General features: G+C 46.4%; 17 protein-coding genes. 10 read left to right on the top strand and 7 right to left on the bottom strand.

Annotation, left to right across the window (positions count from 1 at the left end; translation table 11 throughout):
• The first annotated feature begins 117 nt into the window (after positions 1-117).
• Positions 118-657: a PadR family transcriptional regulator gene (locus AB4493_RS01965; RefSeq protein ID WP_017061141.1), complete on the top strand. Its 540-nt coding sequence runs from the start codon at positions 118-120 to the stop codon at positions 655-657.
• 124 nt (positions 658-781) lie between these two features.
• On the opposite strand, the gene metF is transcribed toward AB4493_RS01965, so the two are convergent.
• The 3 genes from metF to AB4493_RS01950 form a co-directional block, all read right to left on the bottom strand.
• A complete protein-coding gene (gene metF, locus AB4493_RS01960; RefSeq protein ID WP_004729683.1) occupies positions 782-1,681 on the bottom strand; it encodes a methylenetetrahydrofolate reductase in 900 nt (299 codons plus the stop codon).
• Positions 1,682-1,957: 276 nt separating this feature from the next.
• Entirely contained in the window at positions 1,958-4,369 is a 2,412-nt protein-coding gene (locus AB4493_RS01955; RefSeq protein WP_017063682.1) for a bifunctional aspartate kinase/homoserine dehydrogenase II, read from the bottom strand.
• A gap of 2 nt (positions 4,370-4,371) precedes the next feature.
• Positions 4,372-5,553 (bottom strand): O-succinylhomoserine (thiol)-lyase, encoded by a 1,182-nt coding sequence (locus tag AB4493_RS01950; protein WP_017063681.1) that lies wholly within the window; start codon positions 5,551-5,553, stop codon positions 4,372-4,374.
• A gap of 208 nt (positions 5,554-5,761) precedes the next feature.
• Between AB4493_RS01950 and metJ the strand changes: the two genes are divergently transcribed.
• Positions 5,762-6,082: a met regulon transcriptional regulator MetJ gene (gene metJ / locus AB4493_RS01945; protein ID WP_004415993.1), complete on the top strand. Its 321-nt coding sequence runs from the start codon at positions 5,762-5,764 to the stop codon at positions 6,080-6,082.
• A 166-nt stretch (positions 6,083-6,248) separates the two neighbouring features.
• On the opposite strand, the gene AB4493_RS01940 is transcribed toward metJ, so the two are convergent.
• Together AB4493_RS01940 and rpmE are read right to left on the bottom strand one after the other, a co-directional pair.
• Entirely contained in the window at positions 6,249-7,538 is a 1,290-nt protein-coding gene (locus AB4493_RS01940) for a malic enzyme-like NAD(P)-binding protein (protein ID WP_017061144.1), read from the bottom strand.
• Positions 7,539-7,871: 333 nt separating this feature from the next.
• Positions 7,872-8,090, bottom strand: coding sequence for a 50S ribosomal protein L31 (rpmE, locus tag AB4493_RS01935; protein ID WP_004737142.1), 219 nt, complete (start codon positions 8,088-8,090; stop codon positions 7,872-7,874).
• Positions 8,091-8,421: 331 nt separating this feature from the next.
• On the opposite strand from rpmE, the gene priA reads away from it, so the two are divergent.
• The 3 genes from priA to AB4493_RS01920 all read left to right on the top strand — a co-directional run bounded on the left by priA (position 8,422) and on the right by AB4493_RS01920 (position 12,530).
• Positions 8,422-10,623, top strand: coding sequence for a primosomal protein N' (priA, locus tag AB4493_RS01930; protein WP_372154432.1), 2,202 nt, complete (start codon positions 8,422-8,424; stop codon positions 10,621-10,623).
• 240 nt (positions 10,624-10,863) lie between these two features.
• Entirely contained in the window at positions 10,864-11,868 is a 1,005-nt protein-coding gene (gene cytR / locus AB4493_RS01925) for a DNA-binding transcriptional regulator CytR (protein ID WP_017061147.1), read from the top strand.
• 122 nt (positions 11,869-11,990) lie between these two features.
• Entirely contained in the window at positions 11,991-12,530 is a 540-nt protein-coding gene (locus AB4493_RS01920) for an SPOR domain-containing protein (protein WP_017061148.1), read from the top strand.
• A gap of 108 nt (positions 12,531-12,638) precedes the next feature.
• Here AB4493_RS01920 and AB4493_RS01915 read toward each other — a convergent pair whose 3' ends face one another.
• A complete protein-coding gene (locus AB4493_RS01915; protein WP_017061149.1) occupies positions 12,639-12,899 on the bottom strand; it encodes a hypothetical protein in 261 nt (86 codons plus the stop codon).
• Positions 12,900-13,197: 298 nt separating this feature from the next.
• Between AB4493_RS01915 and hslV the strand changes: the two genes are divergently transcribed.
• The 4 genes from hslV (at position 13,198) to rraA (ending at position 16,810) form a co-directional block, all read left to right on the top strand.
• Entirely contained in the window at positions 13,198-13,746 is a 549-nt protein-coding gene (hslV, locus tag AB4493_RS01910) for an ATP-dependent protease subunit HslV (protein WP_004729692.1), read from the top strand.
• A gap of 58 nt (positions 13,747-13,804) precedes the next feature.
• Positions 13,805-15,145, top strand: a complete 1,341-nt coding sequence (gene hslU, locus AB4493_RS01905; protein WP_017061150.1) for an HslU--HslV peptidase ATPase subunit — start codon at positions 13,805-13,807, stop codon at positions 15,143-15,145.
• Positions 15,146-15,300: 155 nt separating this feature from the next.
• Entirely contained in the window at positions 15,301-16,218 is a 918-nt protein-coding gene (locus tag AB4493_RS01900) for a 1,4-dihydroxy-2-naphthoate polyprenyltransferase (protein ID WP_017061151.1), read from the top strand.
• A 73-nt stretch (positions 16,219-16,291) separates the two neighbouring features.
• Complete coding sequence (gene rraA, locus AB4493_RS01895; protein ID WP_017061152.1) at positions 16,292-16,810, top strand: ribonuclease E activity regulator RraA; 519 nt, start codon at positions 16,292-16,294, stop codon at positions 16,808-16,810.
• A 97-nt stretch (positions 16,811-16,907) separates the two neighbouring features.
• On the opposite strand, the gene zapB is transcribed toward rraA, so the two are convergent.
• Positions 16,908-17,150 carry a cell division protein ZapB gene (gene zapB, locus AB4493_RS01890; RefSeq protein WP_008219652.1) on the bottom strand — a complete coding sequence of 81 codons (243 nt, stop codon included), beginning with the start codon at positions 17,148-17,150 and terminating at the stop codon, positions 16,908-16,910.
• Positions 17,151-17,474: 324 nt separating this feature from the next.
• Between zapB and glpX the strand changes: the two genes are divergently transcribed.
• Positions 17,475-18,482: a class II fructose-bisphosphatase gene (glpX, locus tag AB4493_RS01885; protein WP_372154431.1), complete on the top strand. Its 1,008-nt coding sequence runs from the start codon at positions 17,475-17,477 to the stop codon at positions 18,480-18,482.
• Positions 18,483-18,526: the final 44 nt, after the last annotated feature.

Below are 18,526 nucleotides of genomic sequence, written 5' to 3'. Positions count from 1 at the left end.
AGGTGACATAACCAACCGATGAGTTGGTGCTACTTAGACATAACCAATATAACGTGCCATTAGAAGCACACTTGTTGTTTAAGTATTTGTTTACTGTTTACCATTTGGATTTCAGACATGTCATTACCACACGTAATTCTAACCGTTTTAAGTACACGCGATGCTACTGGTTACGATATCACAAAAGAATTCTCCGCAAGCATTGGTTACTTCTGGAAAGCTAGCCATCAACAAGTTTACCGCGAGCTAAATAAAATGGCTCAGAACGACCAGGTAACTTGCGTGCTTGAGCCTCAAGAAGGCAAACCTGATCGTAAAGTTTACTCTATCACTGATGCTGGCCGTGGCGCGCTAGGTGAATGGTTTGAACAACCAACTGCACACCCAACCGTTCGTGACGAGTTCTCAGCTAAGCTAATGGCTTGTGCTGTACAACCTTCTGACGCTTACCGTGTACAACTTGCTGAGCTAGTAGAAGAGTCTCGCAAACTGGTTTCTCACTACCGTGAAATCGAAGCAGCTTACTACGCAACGCCATCGACACTAGACAAGCAAGCACGCCTTGAGCGTCTAACACTTCGTCGTAACCTACTTATCCGTGAAGCATGGATTGTATGGGCTGAAGAAGTACTGCTTGAACTTGGCGCTCTAGCTTAAGTTAAGCTAGAAAAGCAAAAGGCTTGAACTCTATGAGTCCAAGCCTTTTTTGTATCTATAGGATTTGAAATGTTACTGCCAGAGGCTTTTTACAAGTGCTTAGGCTTTACTTCTTAGACTTTTCTTACAGCGCAGCGACTTGCGGACGAACACCTAGCGTATGGCAAAGTGCATAAGTCATTTCTGCACGGTTTAGCGTGTAGAAGTGGAAATCTTTCACACCTTCACGGCTCAGTGTACGAACCATATCAATTGCTTGGCTAGCACCAACAAGCTGACGAGTCGTTGGATCATCATCCAAACCTTCAAACTGCTTCGCCATCCAGCCCGGTACTTTTACGTTGTTCATCGCAGCAAAGCGAGATGCTTGCTTGAAGTTAGAAACCGGCAGAATGCCCGGTACAATCTCAACATCAACGCCAGCCGCTACACAGCGGTCACGAAAGCGTAGGTAGCTCTCTACATCAAAGAAGAACTGAGTGATGGCACGGTTGGCACCCGCATCCACTTTACGCTTTAGGTTAATAAGATCAGATTGAGCGCTTTTTGCTTCAGGGTGAACCTCAGGGAATGCCGCTACTGAGATATCAAAATCGTGGCGAGATTTAAGTAGCTCGACTAGGTCAGATGCGTACATCTCTGGCGCGCCGCCGCCTGCTGGAATATCACCACGTAGCGCAACAATACTCTCGATACCATTTGCCCAGTAATCGTCGGCAATTTGAATCAGCTCTTCACGGCTTGCATCAATACACGTTAGGTGCGGTGCAGCCACTAGGCCGGTTTGGTTTTTAATTTCTTTAATGATTGAGTGGGTACGGTCACGTTCACCCGAGTTTGCACCGTAAGTTACCGATACAAATTTTGGTTGAAGTGTTTTAAGGCGGTGAACAGAGTTCCACAGGGTCTCTTCCATCTTCTCACTGCTCGGTGGAAAAAACTCAAATGACACATTGATGTTGTCAGAAAGCTCAGCGATATTCTGATTTAAAGCGTCGATATGACTAGCGTGTGTGTATCCCATTTTACTCTCCCTGTGGCAAAAGCAACCACTAAAAACTCAAATCCTTAAACGACGTTTAGACGTCTATATGTCTGTAGAATGTATTGAATACGATTTAATGTCAACAGATCCATTATGAATTTTTCTCAAGTAGATCGTGAGTAAAACTCAAGTCGTTAGATGGGTCGCAAAGCAGAAATAATGTAGAAAAAAGGCTGAAAAACACATCGTGCTTTCAGCCTTATTTATCTTAGTGAATAGTATGCCATTTAGACACTAAACCAACCGATCTGAGTATCAGAACAGGCTAGACATTCTGTTTAAATCAGATTGAATTGCACCTGCCGTTACTTCACGACCGGCACCTGGGCCACGAATAACCAATGGATTATCTTTGTACCATTTGCTCTCAATCGCAAAGATGTTGTCGCAAGGCAACAAGTTCGCCAGAGCATGTTCTTTAGACAGTGCTTCAACGCCTACGGTTGCCTTACCGTTCTTCTCCAAACGCGCTACGTAACGCAGAACTTTCTGTTGAGAGTGCGCTTTCTCTAAACGCTCAGCCAGCTCTTCGCTCAGTACAGAAGCTTTGTCGAAGAAGTCATCCACAGATAGATCTTGCAGCTCTGCAGGTACGAGCGATTCCACTTTTACGTTTTCAGGTTCGATATCCAAACCAGATTCACGCGCCAGAATCACCAGCTTACGCATCACGTCTGAGCCATCTAGGTCAGCACGAGGGTCAGGTTCCGTAAGGCCTTGTTGCCATGCTAAGTCAACCAACTCGCTGAACGGCACGGTGCCATCAAACTGTTGGAACAACCAAGACAACGTGCCCGAGAAAATGCCAGACAACGCAATGATGTCATCGCCACTTTCACGTAGGTCACGTACCGTGTGGTTAATCGGCAATCCAGCACCCACTGTCGCGTTGTACAACCAATGACGGCTGATCTTAGCGAAAGCATCTTGTACTTGATGGTAATACTCGCTCGATGCAGAACCTGCCACCTTGTTCGCCGAGATTAGGTGAATACCTTGTTGTGCGATTTGCAGATACTTTGCTGCAAGCACTGGGCTCGCAGTCACATCCAGAACCACTGCTTCGTCATAACCTTGAATAGAGCCCAAACGCTCTAACCAGTCGTTACCATTGTTAGCAATAGCTTCGTCGTCAAAGCGCTTACCTACCGAAGTCGCATCAATGCCTTGATCGTCGAACCAATAGGTTTGGCTATCAACCACGGCAACCAATTCAAAGTTCATTCCACGGCGCTTTTCAAGTTCCGCTTTTTGCTCAGCAAACAGGCTTAACCAGCTTGAACCAATATTGCCCTTACCACACAAGGCAATCGCAACACGCTTCTGCGCTTGGAACAGTTGAGAATGAATGCCTTTCACTAGACTTGATGTTTCACTCTTACGAATCACAGCCACCAAGCTTAAGCCTGAGTTCGCTTCTGAGATGAACTCAACCGGCGAGCTCTTAAGCTGCTGGTAGAAACCGTAGCAATGATTAGGGTTCTTAGTCACACCCGCACCCACTGCAGCAATCAGAGAGAAACCTTCTTTTAGCTTAATCTCAGCTTCAATCGCATGGTCTTGGAGATATTCTAATGCACCACCAGCGATCTCTTCTGTGTAGGCAAGACGCAAACAGTGTTGATCCGGTTCAAGCTCATAAGCAAGCGGCTCAAGTTGAGCACGCTTAAGCCCTTCAAGCACTTCACTCTCTAGACGGTCGAAATCATGGCCGTGACCAAAGGTCAGTTGCACGATAAGCACTTCATCCAAAGAGGTAATGATTTTTGCGCCACGACCCGATGCCAGTACACGCTCGATCTGTGTAGAGCCCGCCTCCGGCTGATAGCTGCAGCGTAAGCTGAGATCCATCGCACTTTGAGCCACAGGCTGTAGCGTTCGGCTGTGAAGCACTGGAGCGGCAAGACGAGCCAATTCGCTGGCTTCATCAAGGCGAAGTAGAGGCAATAGACACGCATCTGAAACCAGACGAGGGTCAGCGCTGTAAACGCCTGCCACATCACTCCAAATCGTCACGCGTTCAACTTCAGCCAAAGCACCAATCACGGTTGCTGAGTAATCCGAACCGTTACGGCCAAGCAATACCGTTTCACCCTCGCAGTTCTGAGCCATAAAGCCCGTAATCACCACGCGGCAATGTGCATGCTGCGCCAAGGCTTCTTTGATCAGAGGGTAAGAACGTGCGCGGTCGACTTCAGGCTGAGCGCCCACTTCTGCACGTAAAAAAGCACGCGCATCTTGAGCAACGGCTTGTAAATCATGCTGGCACAACAAAGCCGCGAGTAGACGTGAAGACCAAACCTCACCGTGTCCAAGCACTTTTGCTTTTTGTGCTTCGCTCAAGGGAGCCGTTAGCTCACCCAAAGCGGTAAATTCTTGTTGAATGGTTGAAGTAAGTTGTGCGGCTGATTCACCCTCAAGCAGTGCTTCAATCAGATCGAGTTGGAACTGACGAAGTGCTTGTAGGCATTCATGGGCAATACGACCATCTTTGTCGAGCGCTTCAACAAATTCAATCAAACGGTTGGTTGTTTTGCCTGCTGCCGATACCACCACCAAATCAGATGCTGATGAGTATTCTCTAAGAATGTTGACCACGCGTTGGTAACATTCAGGATTCGCTAAACTGCTGCCACCAAATTTATGTAGCTGGCGAAAGGTTGCCATTATTAACCCTCCCCTTCAGCGATAAAGCGCTGTGTTCTTTCAAACGCTTGCTTGAGGTCATCGATTAGGTCTTCTGCATCTTCAAGGCCAACAGATAGACGCAGTAGTTGCTGAGAAACACCCGCTTCTGCTAAGGCTTCTTCACCCATCGCGCGGTGAGTCATCGACGCAGGGTGACAAATCAGGCTTTCAACACCGCCCAATGATTCTGCCAAAGAAAACAGCTCTAACTTATCAACAAAGTATTTAAGCGCCTCGAATGAGCCCGCAAACTCAAAACTGAGCATGGAACCAAAGCCCGATTGCTGTTTCTTCGCGATATCATGACCCGGATGTTCAGGAAGGCTTGGGTGGTAAATAGTGCCAACAAGATCTTGTTGCTGCAGAGACGCTAGAATTTCACGTGAGCTTTCTTCGTGAACTCGCATACGCGCACCTAGCGTACGAATACCACGTAAAGTCATGTAGCTATCAAATGGTGTGCCGGTCGCACCAATACAGTTGCCCCACCATGCTAACTCTTCAGCGTGTTCTTCTGTCTTAGTGACCACAACGCCACCAATAACATCTGAGTGTCCATTGATGTACTTAGTGGTTGAGTGGATAACAAAATCAGCACCCAGCTCTAAAGGCTTTTGGAACACAGGTGTCAAAAACGTGTTGTCGACAGCAACCAGAGCACCAACCTCTTTCGCTTTACGGCAAGTTTCTGCAATATCAACCACGCGAACCAGTGGATTCGATGGGGTTTCAATTAAGATCAACTTTGGCTTAAGCGCGAGCGCCGCATCCAGCGCTGCTTGATCCGATTGATCAACGAACAGAACTTTGAAGTCACCTTTTAGCGAGCGAGTGTTAAACAGACGGTAAGTACCGCCGTAGCAATCGTGCGGTGCAATAATAAGATCATCGCCGCCTAAGAAAGCCGAAACCCATAAGTTAAGCGCCGAAGTACCACAGTTAGTCACAACCGCGCCTTTGCCTGATTCAAGCTCAAACAGTGCCGTCTCTAATAAACCGCGGTTTGGGTTACCAGAACGGGTGTAATCGTACTTTGGCACTTCACCAAAAGCGGGAAACCCATAGTTAGTCGAAAGATAAATGGGTGGGACAACGGCATGGTGTTGCGTGTCTGACTCGATACCAGTACGTACTGCGATTGTTGCTGGCTTCCGGCTGCTCATAGGTGCTTCCTTACAAGTTTTGCGTCTGAGAATCACAGCGGCTTGTCGGCATTTTACGGCTGTGTTAGATATATGTTATTCACTTTACTTTCATAAACGTGAGACGTCAACACTTCTAGACGTCTATATGTCTTTGCTTATGGCAGTAAATCCCGCTAAAATCACCACTATTAATTTATTCTAACAACTAAAGTGATGAAGGTACGCAATGGCCGACTGGAATGGTGAATACATAAGCCCATATGCTGAGCATGGAAAGAAAAGCGAACAAGTAAAGAAAATTACAGTTTCTATCCCTCTAAAAGTGTTAAAGGTTCTTACTGACGAGCGTACTCGCCGCCAGATTAATAACCTACGCCATGCAACAAACAGTGAGCTACTGTGCGAAGCCTTTCTACATGCGTACACAGGCCAACCACTACCAACGGATGAAGACCTTCGTAAAGACCGCCCAGACGATATTCCTGCTGAAGTGAAAAAGCTGATGACAGAGATGGGTATCGAGTTCGAAGCGTTTGACGAAGAATAAAAACAACTCAGTCACTGCCTTCATTATTGATTCGCTCTAGCTGAACCTTATTTATCACATCGCGCATAGCTTTTTATGATTGCGCTGTGAATGATAGACATAAAAAAACCGACTCCAGATGAGTCGGTTTTTTATTATTCTTTTTGGCTCAATAGAGCAACAGCTATTAAGCCATATAGTTAGCAGGCATCTCGATACGAGCTACGCCAGATTCAACAGCCGCTTCCGCAACTGCTCGTGCTACGCGAGGAAGTAGACGTGGGTCCATTGGCTTAGGAATGATGTAACCCTTACCGAACTCCAGTGCAGTCTCGCCCGCAGCTGCTAGTACTTCAGCTGGAACTTCTTCTTTCGCCAGTTCACGAATCGCTTTAACCGCCGCTAGCTTCATTTCGTCATTAATTTCGCTCGCACGCACGTCTAGTGCACCACGGAAAATGAATGGGAAACAAAGTACGTTGTTTACTTGGTTAGGGTAATCACTGCGGCCTGTACCCATGATTAGGTCAGAACGAACTTCGTGTGCAAGCTCAGGCTTGATCTCTGGATCTGGGTTTGAACATGCAAACACAACAGGCTTATCAGCCATCAGCGTTAGTGCTTCAGCAGGCAGTAGATTCGGCCCCGATACACCCAAGAACAGGTCAGCGCCTTCGATAACATCTTCAAGCGTACGCTTATCAGTGTTATTTGCGAACAGCTCTTTGTATTCGTTTAGGTCATCACGACGAGTATGGATCACACCTTTACGGTCAAGCATGTAGATTTTTTCACGCTGAGCGCCACACTTAATCAGTAGTTCCATACAAGCAACCGCCGCTGCGCCAGCACCTAAACAAACGATCTTACACTCTTCAAGTTTCTTACCTTGAAGCTCGATCGCATTCAGCATACCCGCTGCCGTTACAATCGCAGTACCGTGTTGGTCATCGTGGAATACCGGAACATCACAACGTTCAATCAGGCGACGTTCAATCTCAAAACAGTCTGGTGCTTTGATGTCTTCCAGGTTAATACCGCCGAATGTATCTGCGATATTCGCAACTGTATCAACGAACTCATCGATTGTGCGGTGTTTTACTTCAATATCGATAGAATCTAAACCAGCAAAACGCTTAAACAGGAGCGCTTTGCCTTCCATAACAGGTTTAGAAGCAATAGGGCCAAGGTTACCTAGGCCAAGAATCGCTGTACCGTTAGAGATAACTGCAACCATGTTGCCTTTACCTGTGTACTTATAAACGTTATCAACGTTCTGTGCGATCTCGCGAACAGGCTCAGCCACGCCTGGGCTGTATGCAAGTGCTAGGTCTTCTGCAGAGTTTGCAGGCTTCGTCAGTTCTACGGCAATTTTGCCTGGAATTGGGAACTCATGGTAATCAAGAGCTTGCTGACGGAATTGTTCTTGAGGTGATAATTCTTGAGAGGATTGAGCTTGGCTGCTGTCTTCAGACATAGGTGTAGGTTCCTAGGATATTATTATTTGGGGGATCTTGTTCATGTTAATGGATGTACTTCAAAGTTCCTAGGTGGTTGAAGCCTCTGTCTCATTAAAAAACGAGATTTCACTACTAATAAGACCAGTGAGCAGTTGAAATTACTATCGCTTGTTGAACTTTCGTGCTGAATTTTGGTGCAGAGAGATACGCAAGGAATTACCCTGCAATAAAAAGGTAGGCAACTTATCGTTAGACGGGATTGAAGCTTGAATGAAAGTCAGTGCTTTCTCAAATTGCAGGCAACAAAAAAGGACACCGAAGTGTCCTTTTTCATGTCTAAATAGCGAGAATTACTTCTTGCTAGAAAGAGCACCGAAACGCTTGTTGAAGCGATCAACACGGCCGCCAGTATCTACGATACGTTGCTTACCAGTGTAGAACGGGTGACATTTGTCACATACGTCTAGGTGGATTGATTCTTTTGCTAGCGTTGAGTTGAACTCAAATGTGTTGCCGCAAGAACAAGTTGCAGTAACTGCTTTGTATTCTGGGTGGATTCCAGCTTTCATGGGATAACCTCAAGTAGGCCGTGTCGCTATACGATTCTAAGCCGCACACCACACGTAGTTTAAAAAAGAAATAAAGACACCGCATCGACACAAAAGAGTGATGAAGCCATACCTTTAAGGCGCAGTATAGTAATGAATCTATAAAGCAGGATCAACCGATTTGATACATTTTTCACCAATTCTCTCTTTATTTCCTTTATCGGCCTGAGATTTCGGGCTGTCGTTGTCGGTATACGCTAACTCGCCACCTTCATCCAAACTGCTTCTCGAATTTAACCGCCTTATCCTTTAGACTGTTCGCTCTCGTCAACTCAGATAAAGCCGTCCCTTTATGCGTCCAATGATTGCCCGTGTGGCACTGCCGGTTCCACTCGACAAGCAGTTCGATTACAAGATTCCAAACCACCTATTTCCGATTATTGGTGGACGAGTCTCTGTGCCTTTTGGACGACAAACCTTAACCGGCATTGTCACGGCTCTGGTTAACGAATCTGAATTCGAGCTAGACAAGCTCAAACCGATTAAAGCCTTGTTAGATAATCAGCCTGTTTGGCCGGAATCTGTCTATTCACTATTAATGTGGTGCAGTCAGTTTTATCAGTACCCTCTTGGCGAAACCTTTGTTAACGCCCTTCCGAGCGCTCTAAGAAAAGGCAAAGCCGCCGACTTCGCGACGCTGGTTGAGTGGCAGTTAACGCCATCAGGCAAAGACCAACTGATGCAAGGTTTTGGTCGCGCGGTCAAGCAAGCCAAAGTGATGCACATGCTTGAACACGGCCCGGTTCCTCATCAAGAGTTCATTGATGAAGAAGTTGGCAGCGCCGTACTCAAAACGCTAGAAGAGAAAGGCTGGATTGAATCGGTAGAGAAAAAGCCAACGCGTCAGCCGTGGCCAGTTGATCTTGAAAACGACCAAGACAAGCCTAAGCTCAATGCCGAACAAGCCATCGCGATTGCGACCGTAAATAGCCAAACCGACTTTGGTTGCTTCCTGTTAGAGGGCGTTACTGGCTCAGGTAAGACCGAGGTTTACCTTAATATGATTAAGCCGATTCTCGACCAAGGTAAACAAGCGTTAGTGCTCGTGCCCGAGATTGGCCTCACCCCTCAAACGATTAACCGCTTTAAGCGACGCTTTAATGTACCTGTTGAGGTTATCCACTCAGGTTTAAACGATTCTGAGCGACTGAATGCTTGGTTATCGGCGCGCGATAAAATAGCGGGCATCGTGATTGGTACCCGTTCGGCTCTGTTCACGCCGTTTGCTGACCTAGGTATTATCATTGTCGATGAAGAACACGACGCGTCTTATAAACAGCAAGATAGCCTGCGCTACCACGCTCGTGATGTGGCGATCATGCGTGCGCACAAAGCGCAGATTCCAGTTGTGTTAGGCTCGGCGACTCCGGCCTTTGAGACGCTGCACAACGCTCAGATCGGCAAATACAGTTATCTCACCCTGACTTCACGTGCGGGTGTCGCACTGCCGACCACCAATAAGGTGTTGGACGTTAAAGGTGAATATCTAGAAAGTGGTTTGTCTGCGTCGTTAATTGCAGAGATGCAAAGACACCTCAAAGCTGGCAACCAAGTGATGCTATTCCTCAATCGCCGAGGTTTTTCTCCCGCATTGATGTGTCACGATTGTGGTTGGACAGCCGAGTGTAAACGTTGCGATGCTTACTACACCTATCACCAATACAGCAATGAGATGCGCTGCCACCACTGTGGTTCTCAGCAGCATATCGTGCACAATTGCCAAGGCTGTGGATCTGCAAACTTAGTGACAGTGGGTGTAGGGACCGAGCAGTTAGAAGCTCAACTTGGTCAACTATTCCCTGAATACAAAACCATTCGTATTGACCGCGACAGCACCCGCCGTAAAGGCAGCTTAGAAAGCGCACTCGAGTCGATTCGTAAGGGTGAATTCCAAATTCTTATCGGCACGCAGATGCTCGCTAAGGGTCACCATTTCCCTGACGTGACACTTGTGGCGTTATTAGATGTGGATGGCTCTTTATATAGCAGTGACTTCCGAGCGTCTGAACGTCTTGCCCAGCTATTCATCCAAGTCGCGGGACGAGCAGGACGAGCAAGCAAACCCGGTGAGGTGATCTTACAGACTCACCACCCAGAACATGGGTTGCTGCAAGCCTTGCTACACAAAGACTACAACCATTTTGCTCAGACGGCGCTGGCAGAACGTAAGCAGGCAATGTTACCGCCTTATACCTTTATGACACTGTTTAGAGCAGAAACCAATGACACACGCTTGGTGGAAGAGTTCTTGCGTCAGGTTCGTCACACATTGGAATCGCACCCGCTGTTTGATCAATATTGCATGGTGTTAGGACCAACTCCGGCTCCGCTGGCTAAGCGAGCGGGCAAATCGCGCTGGCAGTTAATCTTACAAACTCAGACCCGCTCGTTAATGCAGAAGCTATTAATGAGTGCCAAGCCGGCCATCAATATGTTACCCGCTGCGAAAAAAGTTCGCTGGTCACTCGATATTGAGCCGCAAGATTTGAGTTAAACCCACTTGGGTTAAAACTAATGATAAGTTTGTTCACAAATATTTCATATTTCTCGTGAGCAACTTCACACTAGTCATGTGATTTTTGTTAATCTAGCCGTAACTTTACACGGATTAAACGAATAAAATATTGCAATAAAAAAAGTGTTAGCAACACTTTCATAATATCTATTCGATTACATTTATTATTCACGCCTTAGATGCTTAGGCGGCAAAGGAACTTAAAAGAGGGTTTAATTTATGGCGACAATGAAGGATGTTGCCCAGCTAGCAGGCGTCTCAACAGCCACGGTATCACGTGCATTGATGAACCCTGAGAAAGTCTCAGTTTCGACTCGCAAACGAGTGGAAACAGCAGTACTTGAAGCTGGATACTCACCCAATACATTAGCTAGAAACTTACGTCGCAACGAATCAAAAACCATCATCACTATTGTTCCTGATATCTGTGACCCTTATTTCGCCGAGATCATTCGTGGTATCGAAGATGCCGCAGTAGAAAATGATTACCTTGTTCTACTGGGTGATAGCGGCCAGCAAAAGAAGCGCGAGTCTTCGTTTGTTAACTTAGTTTTCACCAAACAAGCCGACGGCATGTTGCTGCTGGGTACTGACCATCCGTTTGATGTCAGCAAACCTGAACAAAAGAATTTACCGCCGATGGTAATGGCGTGTGAGTTTGCCCCTGAGCTTGAACTGCCTACGGTACACATCGATAACCTGACCTCTGCCTTTGAAGCGGTGAACTACCTAGCTCAGTTAGGTCATAAGCGTATTGCTCAAATTTCAGGACCAGTATCGGCAACACTGTGTAAGTTCCGCCAACAAGGCTACCAGCAAGCGCTGCGTCGCGCCGGAGTCTCAATGAATCCAGCCTATAGCACGGTCGGTGACTTCACCTTTGAAGCGGGCGCTCAAGCGGTTCGTCAATTACTGGCACTTCCTGAACAACCTACAGCTATCTTCTGTCACAACGATGCGATGGCGATTGGTGCGATTCAAGAAACGAAGAAGCTGGGCTTGCGCGTTCCTCAAGACCTATCGATTGTCGGCTTCGATGACATCCAATTCGCTCAATACTGCGATCCACCGCTAACCACCATTTCTCAGCCTCGTTATGAGATTGGACGCCAAGCGATGTTGATGATGCTTGATCTATTAAAAGGCAACGATGTGCAAGCAGGTTCGCGTCTGCTTGAAGCTAAATTAGTGGTTCGAGGCAGTACAGCGCCACCTCGAATATAACCCTTAGAAATACCCTTATAAATCTGCGGCACATTTTGATGTGCCGCTTCCATTTCTGCACTATTATCCTCGCGCAATCTGGATTACCATGAGGGCAGAATCAGCAACTATTGAATTGTCTTGTGGCTAATAGAGATTATGTAAAGCGCGGTCGTGGCACGAAAAAACCGACCAAAAAACAAGCCCCTCGCCGTAAACCTTGGCGCAGTGGTCTTTTGGCGATCCTCCTTGCCGGTGGTTTTGGTTACGGACTTTACCTATTGAGTAATGATCCTGAGCCGCCTGCACCAACGCCTGTGGCAACCAAACCAAAACCTAAGCCAAAACCAGCGAAAGTGATTCCGCCGCCTCCTGAAGAGAAGTGGGACTACGTTGAAACGCTGCCAAGCCGCGAGATTGAAGTAAAAGCCAAAGAGCAACAGATCTCTAAGATCCCTTACATCATGCAGTGTGGCGCTTACAAAACCTCGTCGCAGGCAGAAGCACGTAAGTTGGATATTGCCTTCCAAGGTATCTCAAGTGAGATCCGCAAGAAAGATGGCAGTAGCTGGTACCGTGTGGTTTTAGGGCCATACAAGTTGAAGCGTGACGCAGAACGCGATCGCCATAAGCTGCAACGAGCGAAAATTGAACCTTGCGCTATTTGGAAAGACGGGTCTTAATCAACTCAATATATAATAGGGGGAAGAGGATTCCCCCTATTGCTGTTTGAAAGCGTTCAATAGTTCATCGCACAAGCAATACCAGTATGTTAATCAAAAGAGTGCGTTTTAACGAAACTGAGGTACTTGTTCGTAGTACTCAAGCCCAAAGTCAGTCAGGTAGACCTGCTCCTTATTTATCTCGATGTAACCAAAAAAATCCAAGTGCGCTAAAACGTTAGGAAATGGACGTTTAAGAAAAACGTTAACCGAGTTTTTTAGATGTTCTGTTGAACACTCGCCCGCCTCCTGATACATCAGATGATGCAGTATAGACAGCTCATCCAGATCCATATCTCTATTAAAAAAACTGATATTGTCACTATTCATCACACTACTCCTTATGCAGTGAATACCACTGATTAGTGAACATCATTCCTTATAAATCAAACAAAAAGTGTTAACCATTTCACGTTAGAAATTTGTTTTATCTTTTTTTATATTTATCACAAACTATTAACCCACCAACCCTTGCCACACATAGGCTCAACAGGTAATGGATATTTGAAATAACTGGTAACATTTAGTTTTTTTGATATGACATACTATTAAAAGTGGCACTTGAATTCATGATAGTGGAGCCACATATAAGTAGTAACCATAAATAATAATCAAAAGAGGTCGACTCGTGACTACCATTGTATCTGTACGTCGTAATAATAAAGTCGTCATCGCGGGTGATGGACAAGTATCTCTGGGCAATACAGTAATGAAGGGCAACGCCCGTAAAGTACGTCGCCTATACAACAACAAAGTACTGGCCGGTTTTGCTGGCGGTACGGCTGATGCTTTCACGCTATTCGAAAAATTTGAAAGCAAGCTGCAAATGCACCAAGGCCATCTCACCAAAGCGGCAGTTGAGCTAGCGAAGGATTGGCGAAGCGACCGTGCTCTACGTAAGTTAGAAGCACTGTTAGCAGTAGCGGATGAGACCGCTTCACTGATCATCACAGGTAACGGTGACGTAGTTCAACCTGAGAACGACCTGATTGCGATCGGTTCGGGCGGAAACTTCGCTCAAGCAGCCGCTACTGCACTATTAGAAAATACTGATTTAGATGCGCGTGAAATCGCAGAGAAGTCGCTGAACATTGCAGGCGACATCTGTGTCTTCACCAACCATCACCACACTATTGAAGAACTAGAAAGCACCGTTGAGCTGCCAAAGCCAGAGTAACGACCGCTTCCATCAATAACGTTGTATTCAACAGTGATTAAAGAATTAAGGAAAAACCATGTCTGAGATGACTCCTCGCGAAATTGTTCACGAACTCAATCGCCACATTATCGGCCAAGACAACGCTAAGCGCTCAGTGGCTATCGCTCTTCGTAACCGCTGGCGCCGTATGCAGCTTGAAGAAAGCCTACGTGTTGAAGTATCACCAAAAAACATCCTGATGATTGGCCCAACGGGTGTAGGTAAAACTGAAATCGCTCGCCGCCTAGCGAAATTAGCAAACGCGCCTTTCATCAAGGTAGAAGCGACTAAGTTCACCGAAGTGGGTTACGTTGGTAAAGAAGTTGAAACCATCATCCGTGATCTAACGGACGTTGCGATCAAGATGACGCACCAACAAGCGATGGAAAAAGTACAATACCGCGCTGAAGAACAAGCTGAAGAACGCATTCTTGATGCCCTTCTACCACCAGCGCGTGATGCTTGGGGTCAGAACGAGCAATCAACTGAAGACACAACCTCTTCAAACACTCGTCAGATTTTCCGCAAGAAACTGCGTGAAGGTAAGCTAGATGACAAAGAGATTGAAGTTGATGTAGCCGCACCGCAAATGGGCGTTGAAATCATGTCACCTCCAGGCATGGAAGAGATGACAAACCAGCTGCAAGGCATGTTCCAAAACCTAGCGGGCGACACCAAGAAAAAGCGTAAGATGAAAATCAAAGACGCATTCAAAGCACTGACGGAAGAAGAAGCTGCGAAGCTTGTGAACCAAGAAGAGCTGAAAGAGAACGCGATCTTCAACGCTGAAAACAACGGCATCGTATTCATCGATGAGATCGACAAAATCTGTAAGCGTGGCGACAGTTCAGGCCCAGATGTATCTCGCGAAGGTGTTCAGCGTGACCTACTGCCTCTTATCGAAGGCAGCACAGTATCAACCAAGCACGGTATGGTTAAAACTGACCACATCTTGTTTATCACATCAGGCGCATTCCAAGTGGCTAAGCCATCTGACCTGATCCCTGAGCTACAAGGTCGTCTACCAATCCGCGTAGAACTTGAAGCACTATCAGCACATGACTTCAAACGCATCCTAACTGAGCCAAAAGCATCTCTAACAGAGCAATACATTGCCCTAATGAAAACAGAAGATGTCAACATTGAGTTCACTGAAGATGGCATCAACCAGATTGCGGACGCAGCATGGCGCGTAAACGAAACCACTGAGAACATCGGTGCGCGTCGTCTACACACAGTGATGGAGCGTCTAATGGATGAGATTTCATTCGAAGCAACAGACAAAGCTGGCAGCAAGCTAGTGATTGATGAAGCTTACGTAACATCGAAACTTGGCGAATTCGTTGAAGACGAAGACCTAAGCCGCTTCATCCTGTAGCACACCAAACTCTAACTTATTGCTCTATCTCAAAGAAATAGCAGCTAATAAGCGAATTCAAGGCCCACTTTCGAGTGGGCTTTTTATTACCCGAAAAATGGGCGTATACTCAAATCACAGTATGAAACGAAGACTTACAAAGAATTAGACCTACGATGAAACAATCTCTACTGATCTGGCTTGATGCCGCACGACCAAAAACTCTGCCTCTCGCACTTGTCTCTATTCTTACAGGAAGTAGTTTAGCGTTCGCCGGTGGTCAGTTTTCTTTATCGATAGCCCTACTGGCATTTTTAACCGCCACCCTATTACAGATTTTATCGAACCTAGCCAATGACTATGGCGACGCCGTAAAAGGCACAGACAACGAAAATCGTCTGGGGCCAACACGTGCCATGCAATCTGGCGCGGTAACAGCGAAAACCATGAAGCAAGCGATCATCCTCAACATCGTGTTTACTATGGTCGCTGGGCTGATTCTTATTTTTCATGCCTTAACCTCGATTGAAAGTATCTTATCTTTCATTGCGTTAGGCATATTAGCCATTGTTGCTGCCATCGCTTATACCGTCGGTAATAAGCCTTATGGCTATATTGGCCTTGGCGACTTATCGGTATTTATCTTCTTCGGTTTATTAGGTGTTTCAGGGACTTACTTCTTGCACACTGGCCATGTTGAACCAAGCCTATTCCTTCCGGCATTGGGCTGTGGCTTGATGGCGGTTGCGGTACTCAATATCAACAACATGCGTGATATCGAAAACGACAGCGAATGTGGTAAGCGCACCATGGCGGTTCGCCTAGGACAACGCAAAGCCAAACACTATCATTTTGCTCTGCTTGGCCTCGCCCTTGCGTCTTTCGCTATCTACCTGCTTATTCAAGAAAAGCCGGTCTGGATCAGCCTGCCGTTTTTGCTGAGCATTATTATTGTTTACAAGCATGGCAAAGCCGTTTGGGAAACCGAAAAGCCAGCGCAAATTGCACCAATGATGCCCGTGATTGTGAAATGCTCACTGGTCACTAACCTATTGTTTGCAGGGGTTGTCGTAGCTCAAACTCTATTGAGTTAAATGAGACTAATCATTGCAAAGGGATCAAGCGCCGATATACTCAAAGTAAGCTCATTGTTCAAAAGGTATACTAATGGAATACAACACTTCAGCACTGTGCGACATATATTTGGATCAAGTTGATGTCGTGGAGCCAATGTTCAGCAACTTCGGTGGACGTGCATCCTTCGCAGGACAGATCACGACATTAAAGTGTTTTGAAGACAACGCTTTGATTCGCTCTGTACTAGAGCAAGACGGTCTGGGGCGTGTGTTGTTAATCGATGGGGGCGGCTCACTACGTAAAGCGCTGATCGATGCTGAGATAGCCCTACTTGCCGAAGACAATGAGTGGGAAGGGATTGTGGTTTACGGGTGCGTTCGTGAAGTCGATGAGCTTGAAGACATGAACCTAGGTATCCAAGCCTTGGCTTCTATCCCTGTTGGTGCGAGCCAAGAAGGTGTCGGTGAATTAGACGTTCCAGTGAACTTTGGCAGCGTGACCTTCTTACCTGAAGATTACCTCTACGCAGACAACACTGGCATCATTCTTTCTGCCGAACCTCTAGATGTAGAACTCGATTTGGATGTCGAGGAAGAAGACGTCGAGTAACTCTCACTCAGCTTCAAATAATAAAACAAATCATAAGAACACAAACAAAAACGCCCGCTACTGAGTAGCGGGCGTTTTTTTAAATCTGAAGAGTCGATTACTCTACTTCATCCATTTTACCAAGAAGGTTACGGATGCGATCTTGCCATGCTGAATGCTCTTCCTGCATTTGCTGAGTTTTTTGCTCTAGCTCGTGACGGCTTGCTTTAAGCTCACCAGCTTCTGTTGCTAGTGCTTGTTTCTCTTCTTTAAGCTCTTCCACTTCCATTTGAAGAAGTGCAATTGTATCTACTGCTGTTTGAATTTTTGCTTCTAGCTGCTCTAGTACTTCAAAAGACATTCTGGCCTACCTTTAAGTTATCCGTTTGATGGTGAAGGTTCACTCCACTTATTTCCCCATTCTACTCAGCAGAGCAAGGATAAACACTCAATATATTCGATATTTTGCGCCATTCGATGAAAAAAACAGCACTTTTTACCGAATATTGACGTGAACGATTACCGCCACAACGGCAAACCGATTATTTTGATGAATAATAACTGTTTTCCACTGCGAATTGATCGAGAGCAATCTCCAAAAAACAAAAAGGCAAACGTTTCCTTTGGGATATGGTAAAATTCGCCGCGAAATTTCTATTCCCCCTTTGAAAATTTTGGAGTCCGCATGAAACGCGATTTAGCAATGTCATTCTCTCGTGTCACAGAAGGTGCAGCACTAGCTGGTTACAAGTGGCTTGGCCGTGGCGATAAAAACGCTGCAGATGGCGCTGCTGTAGAAGTAATGCGTAGCCTATTAAACAAAACCGAAATTAGCGGTGAGATTGTTATCGGCGAAGGTGAAATCGATGATGCACCTATGCTATACATCGGCGAAAACGTAGGTGTGGGCGGCGACGCTGTCGACATCGCAGTTGACCCAATTGAAGGGACACGCATGACAGCAATGGGCCAATCAAATGCATTGGCTGTATTGGCTGCGGGCGAAAAAGGCAGCTTCCTTAAAGCGCCTGATATGTACATGGAAAAGTTGGTTGTTGGCCCTGGCGCTAAAGGCGTGATTGACCTAGAACTGCCACTAACAGAAAACCTAGAAAACATCGCTAAAGCACTAGGTAAAACACTTGATACTCTAGTCGTAACCACGCTTGCTAAGCCTCGTCATGATCAAGTCATCGCCGACATGCAAGCAATGGGCGTTCGTGTATTTGCTGTGCCAGACGGTGATGTTGCGGCTTCTATCTTAACCTGTATGCCAGACAGTGAAGTAGACGTCATGTACTGCATCGGCGGCGCACCTGAAGGTGTGGTCTCGGCGGCGGTAATTCGCGCACTCGACGGCGACATGCACGGTCGTCTTCTACCTCGCCACGAAGTGAAAGGCGACACAGAAGAGAACCGCAAGCACGGTGAACTTGAACTTGAGCGCTGCGCAGAAATGGGCGTAACGGCGGATATCGTGTTGAAGATGGAAGACATGGCACGCAGCGACAACGTTGTATTCTCAGCAACAGGCATCACTAAGGGTGACTTGCTAGAAGGTATTTCTCGTCAAGGTAATATCGCAACCACAGAAACCCTGCTGATCCGTGGCCGCTGCCGTACAATTCGCCGCATCAAATCTATCCACTACCTAGAGCGTAAAGATCCAGAAGTAGTAGGTCATATCCTGTAAGCCTAAATTCGGTGAAACAGAATATTCCAAGGCTGATACCTAGT

The organism is Vibrio sp. 10N.222.55.A1 (assembly GCF_041473835.1).
GTDB lineage: Bacteria > Pseudomonadota > Gammaproteobacteria > Enterobacterales > Vibrionaceae > Vibrio > Vibrio crassostreae_C.
Note: the sequence above shows the minus strand (reverse complement) of the source record. Positions and strands in the feature narration are given on the sequence as shown.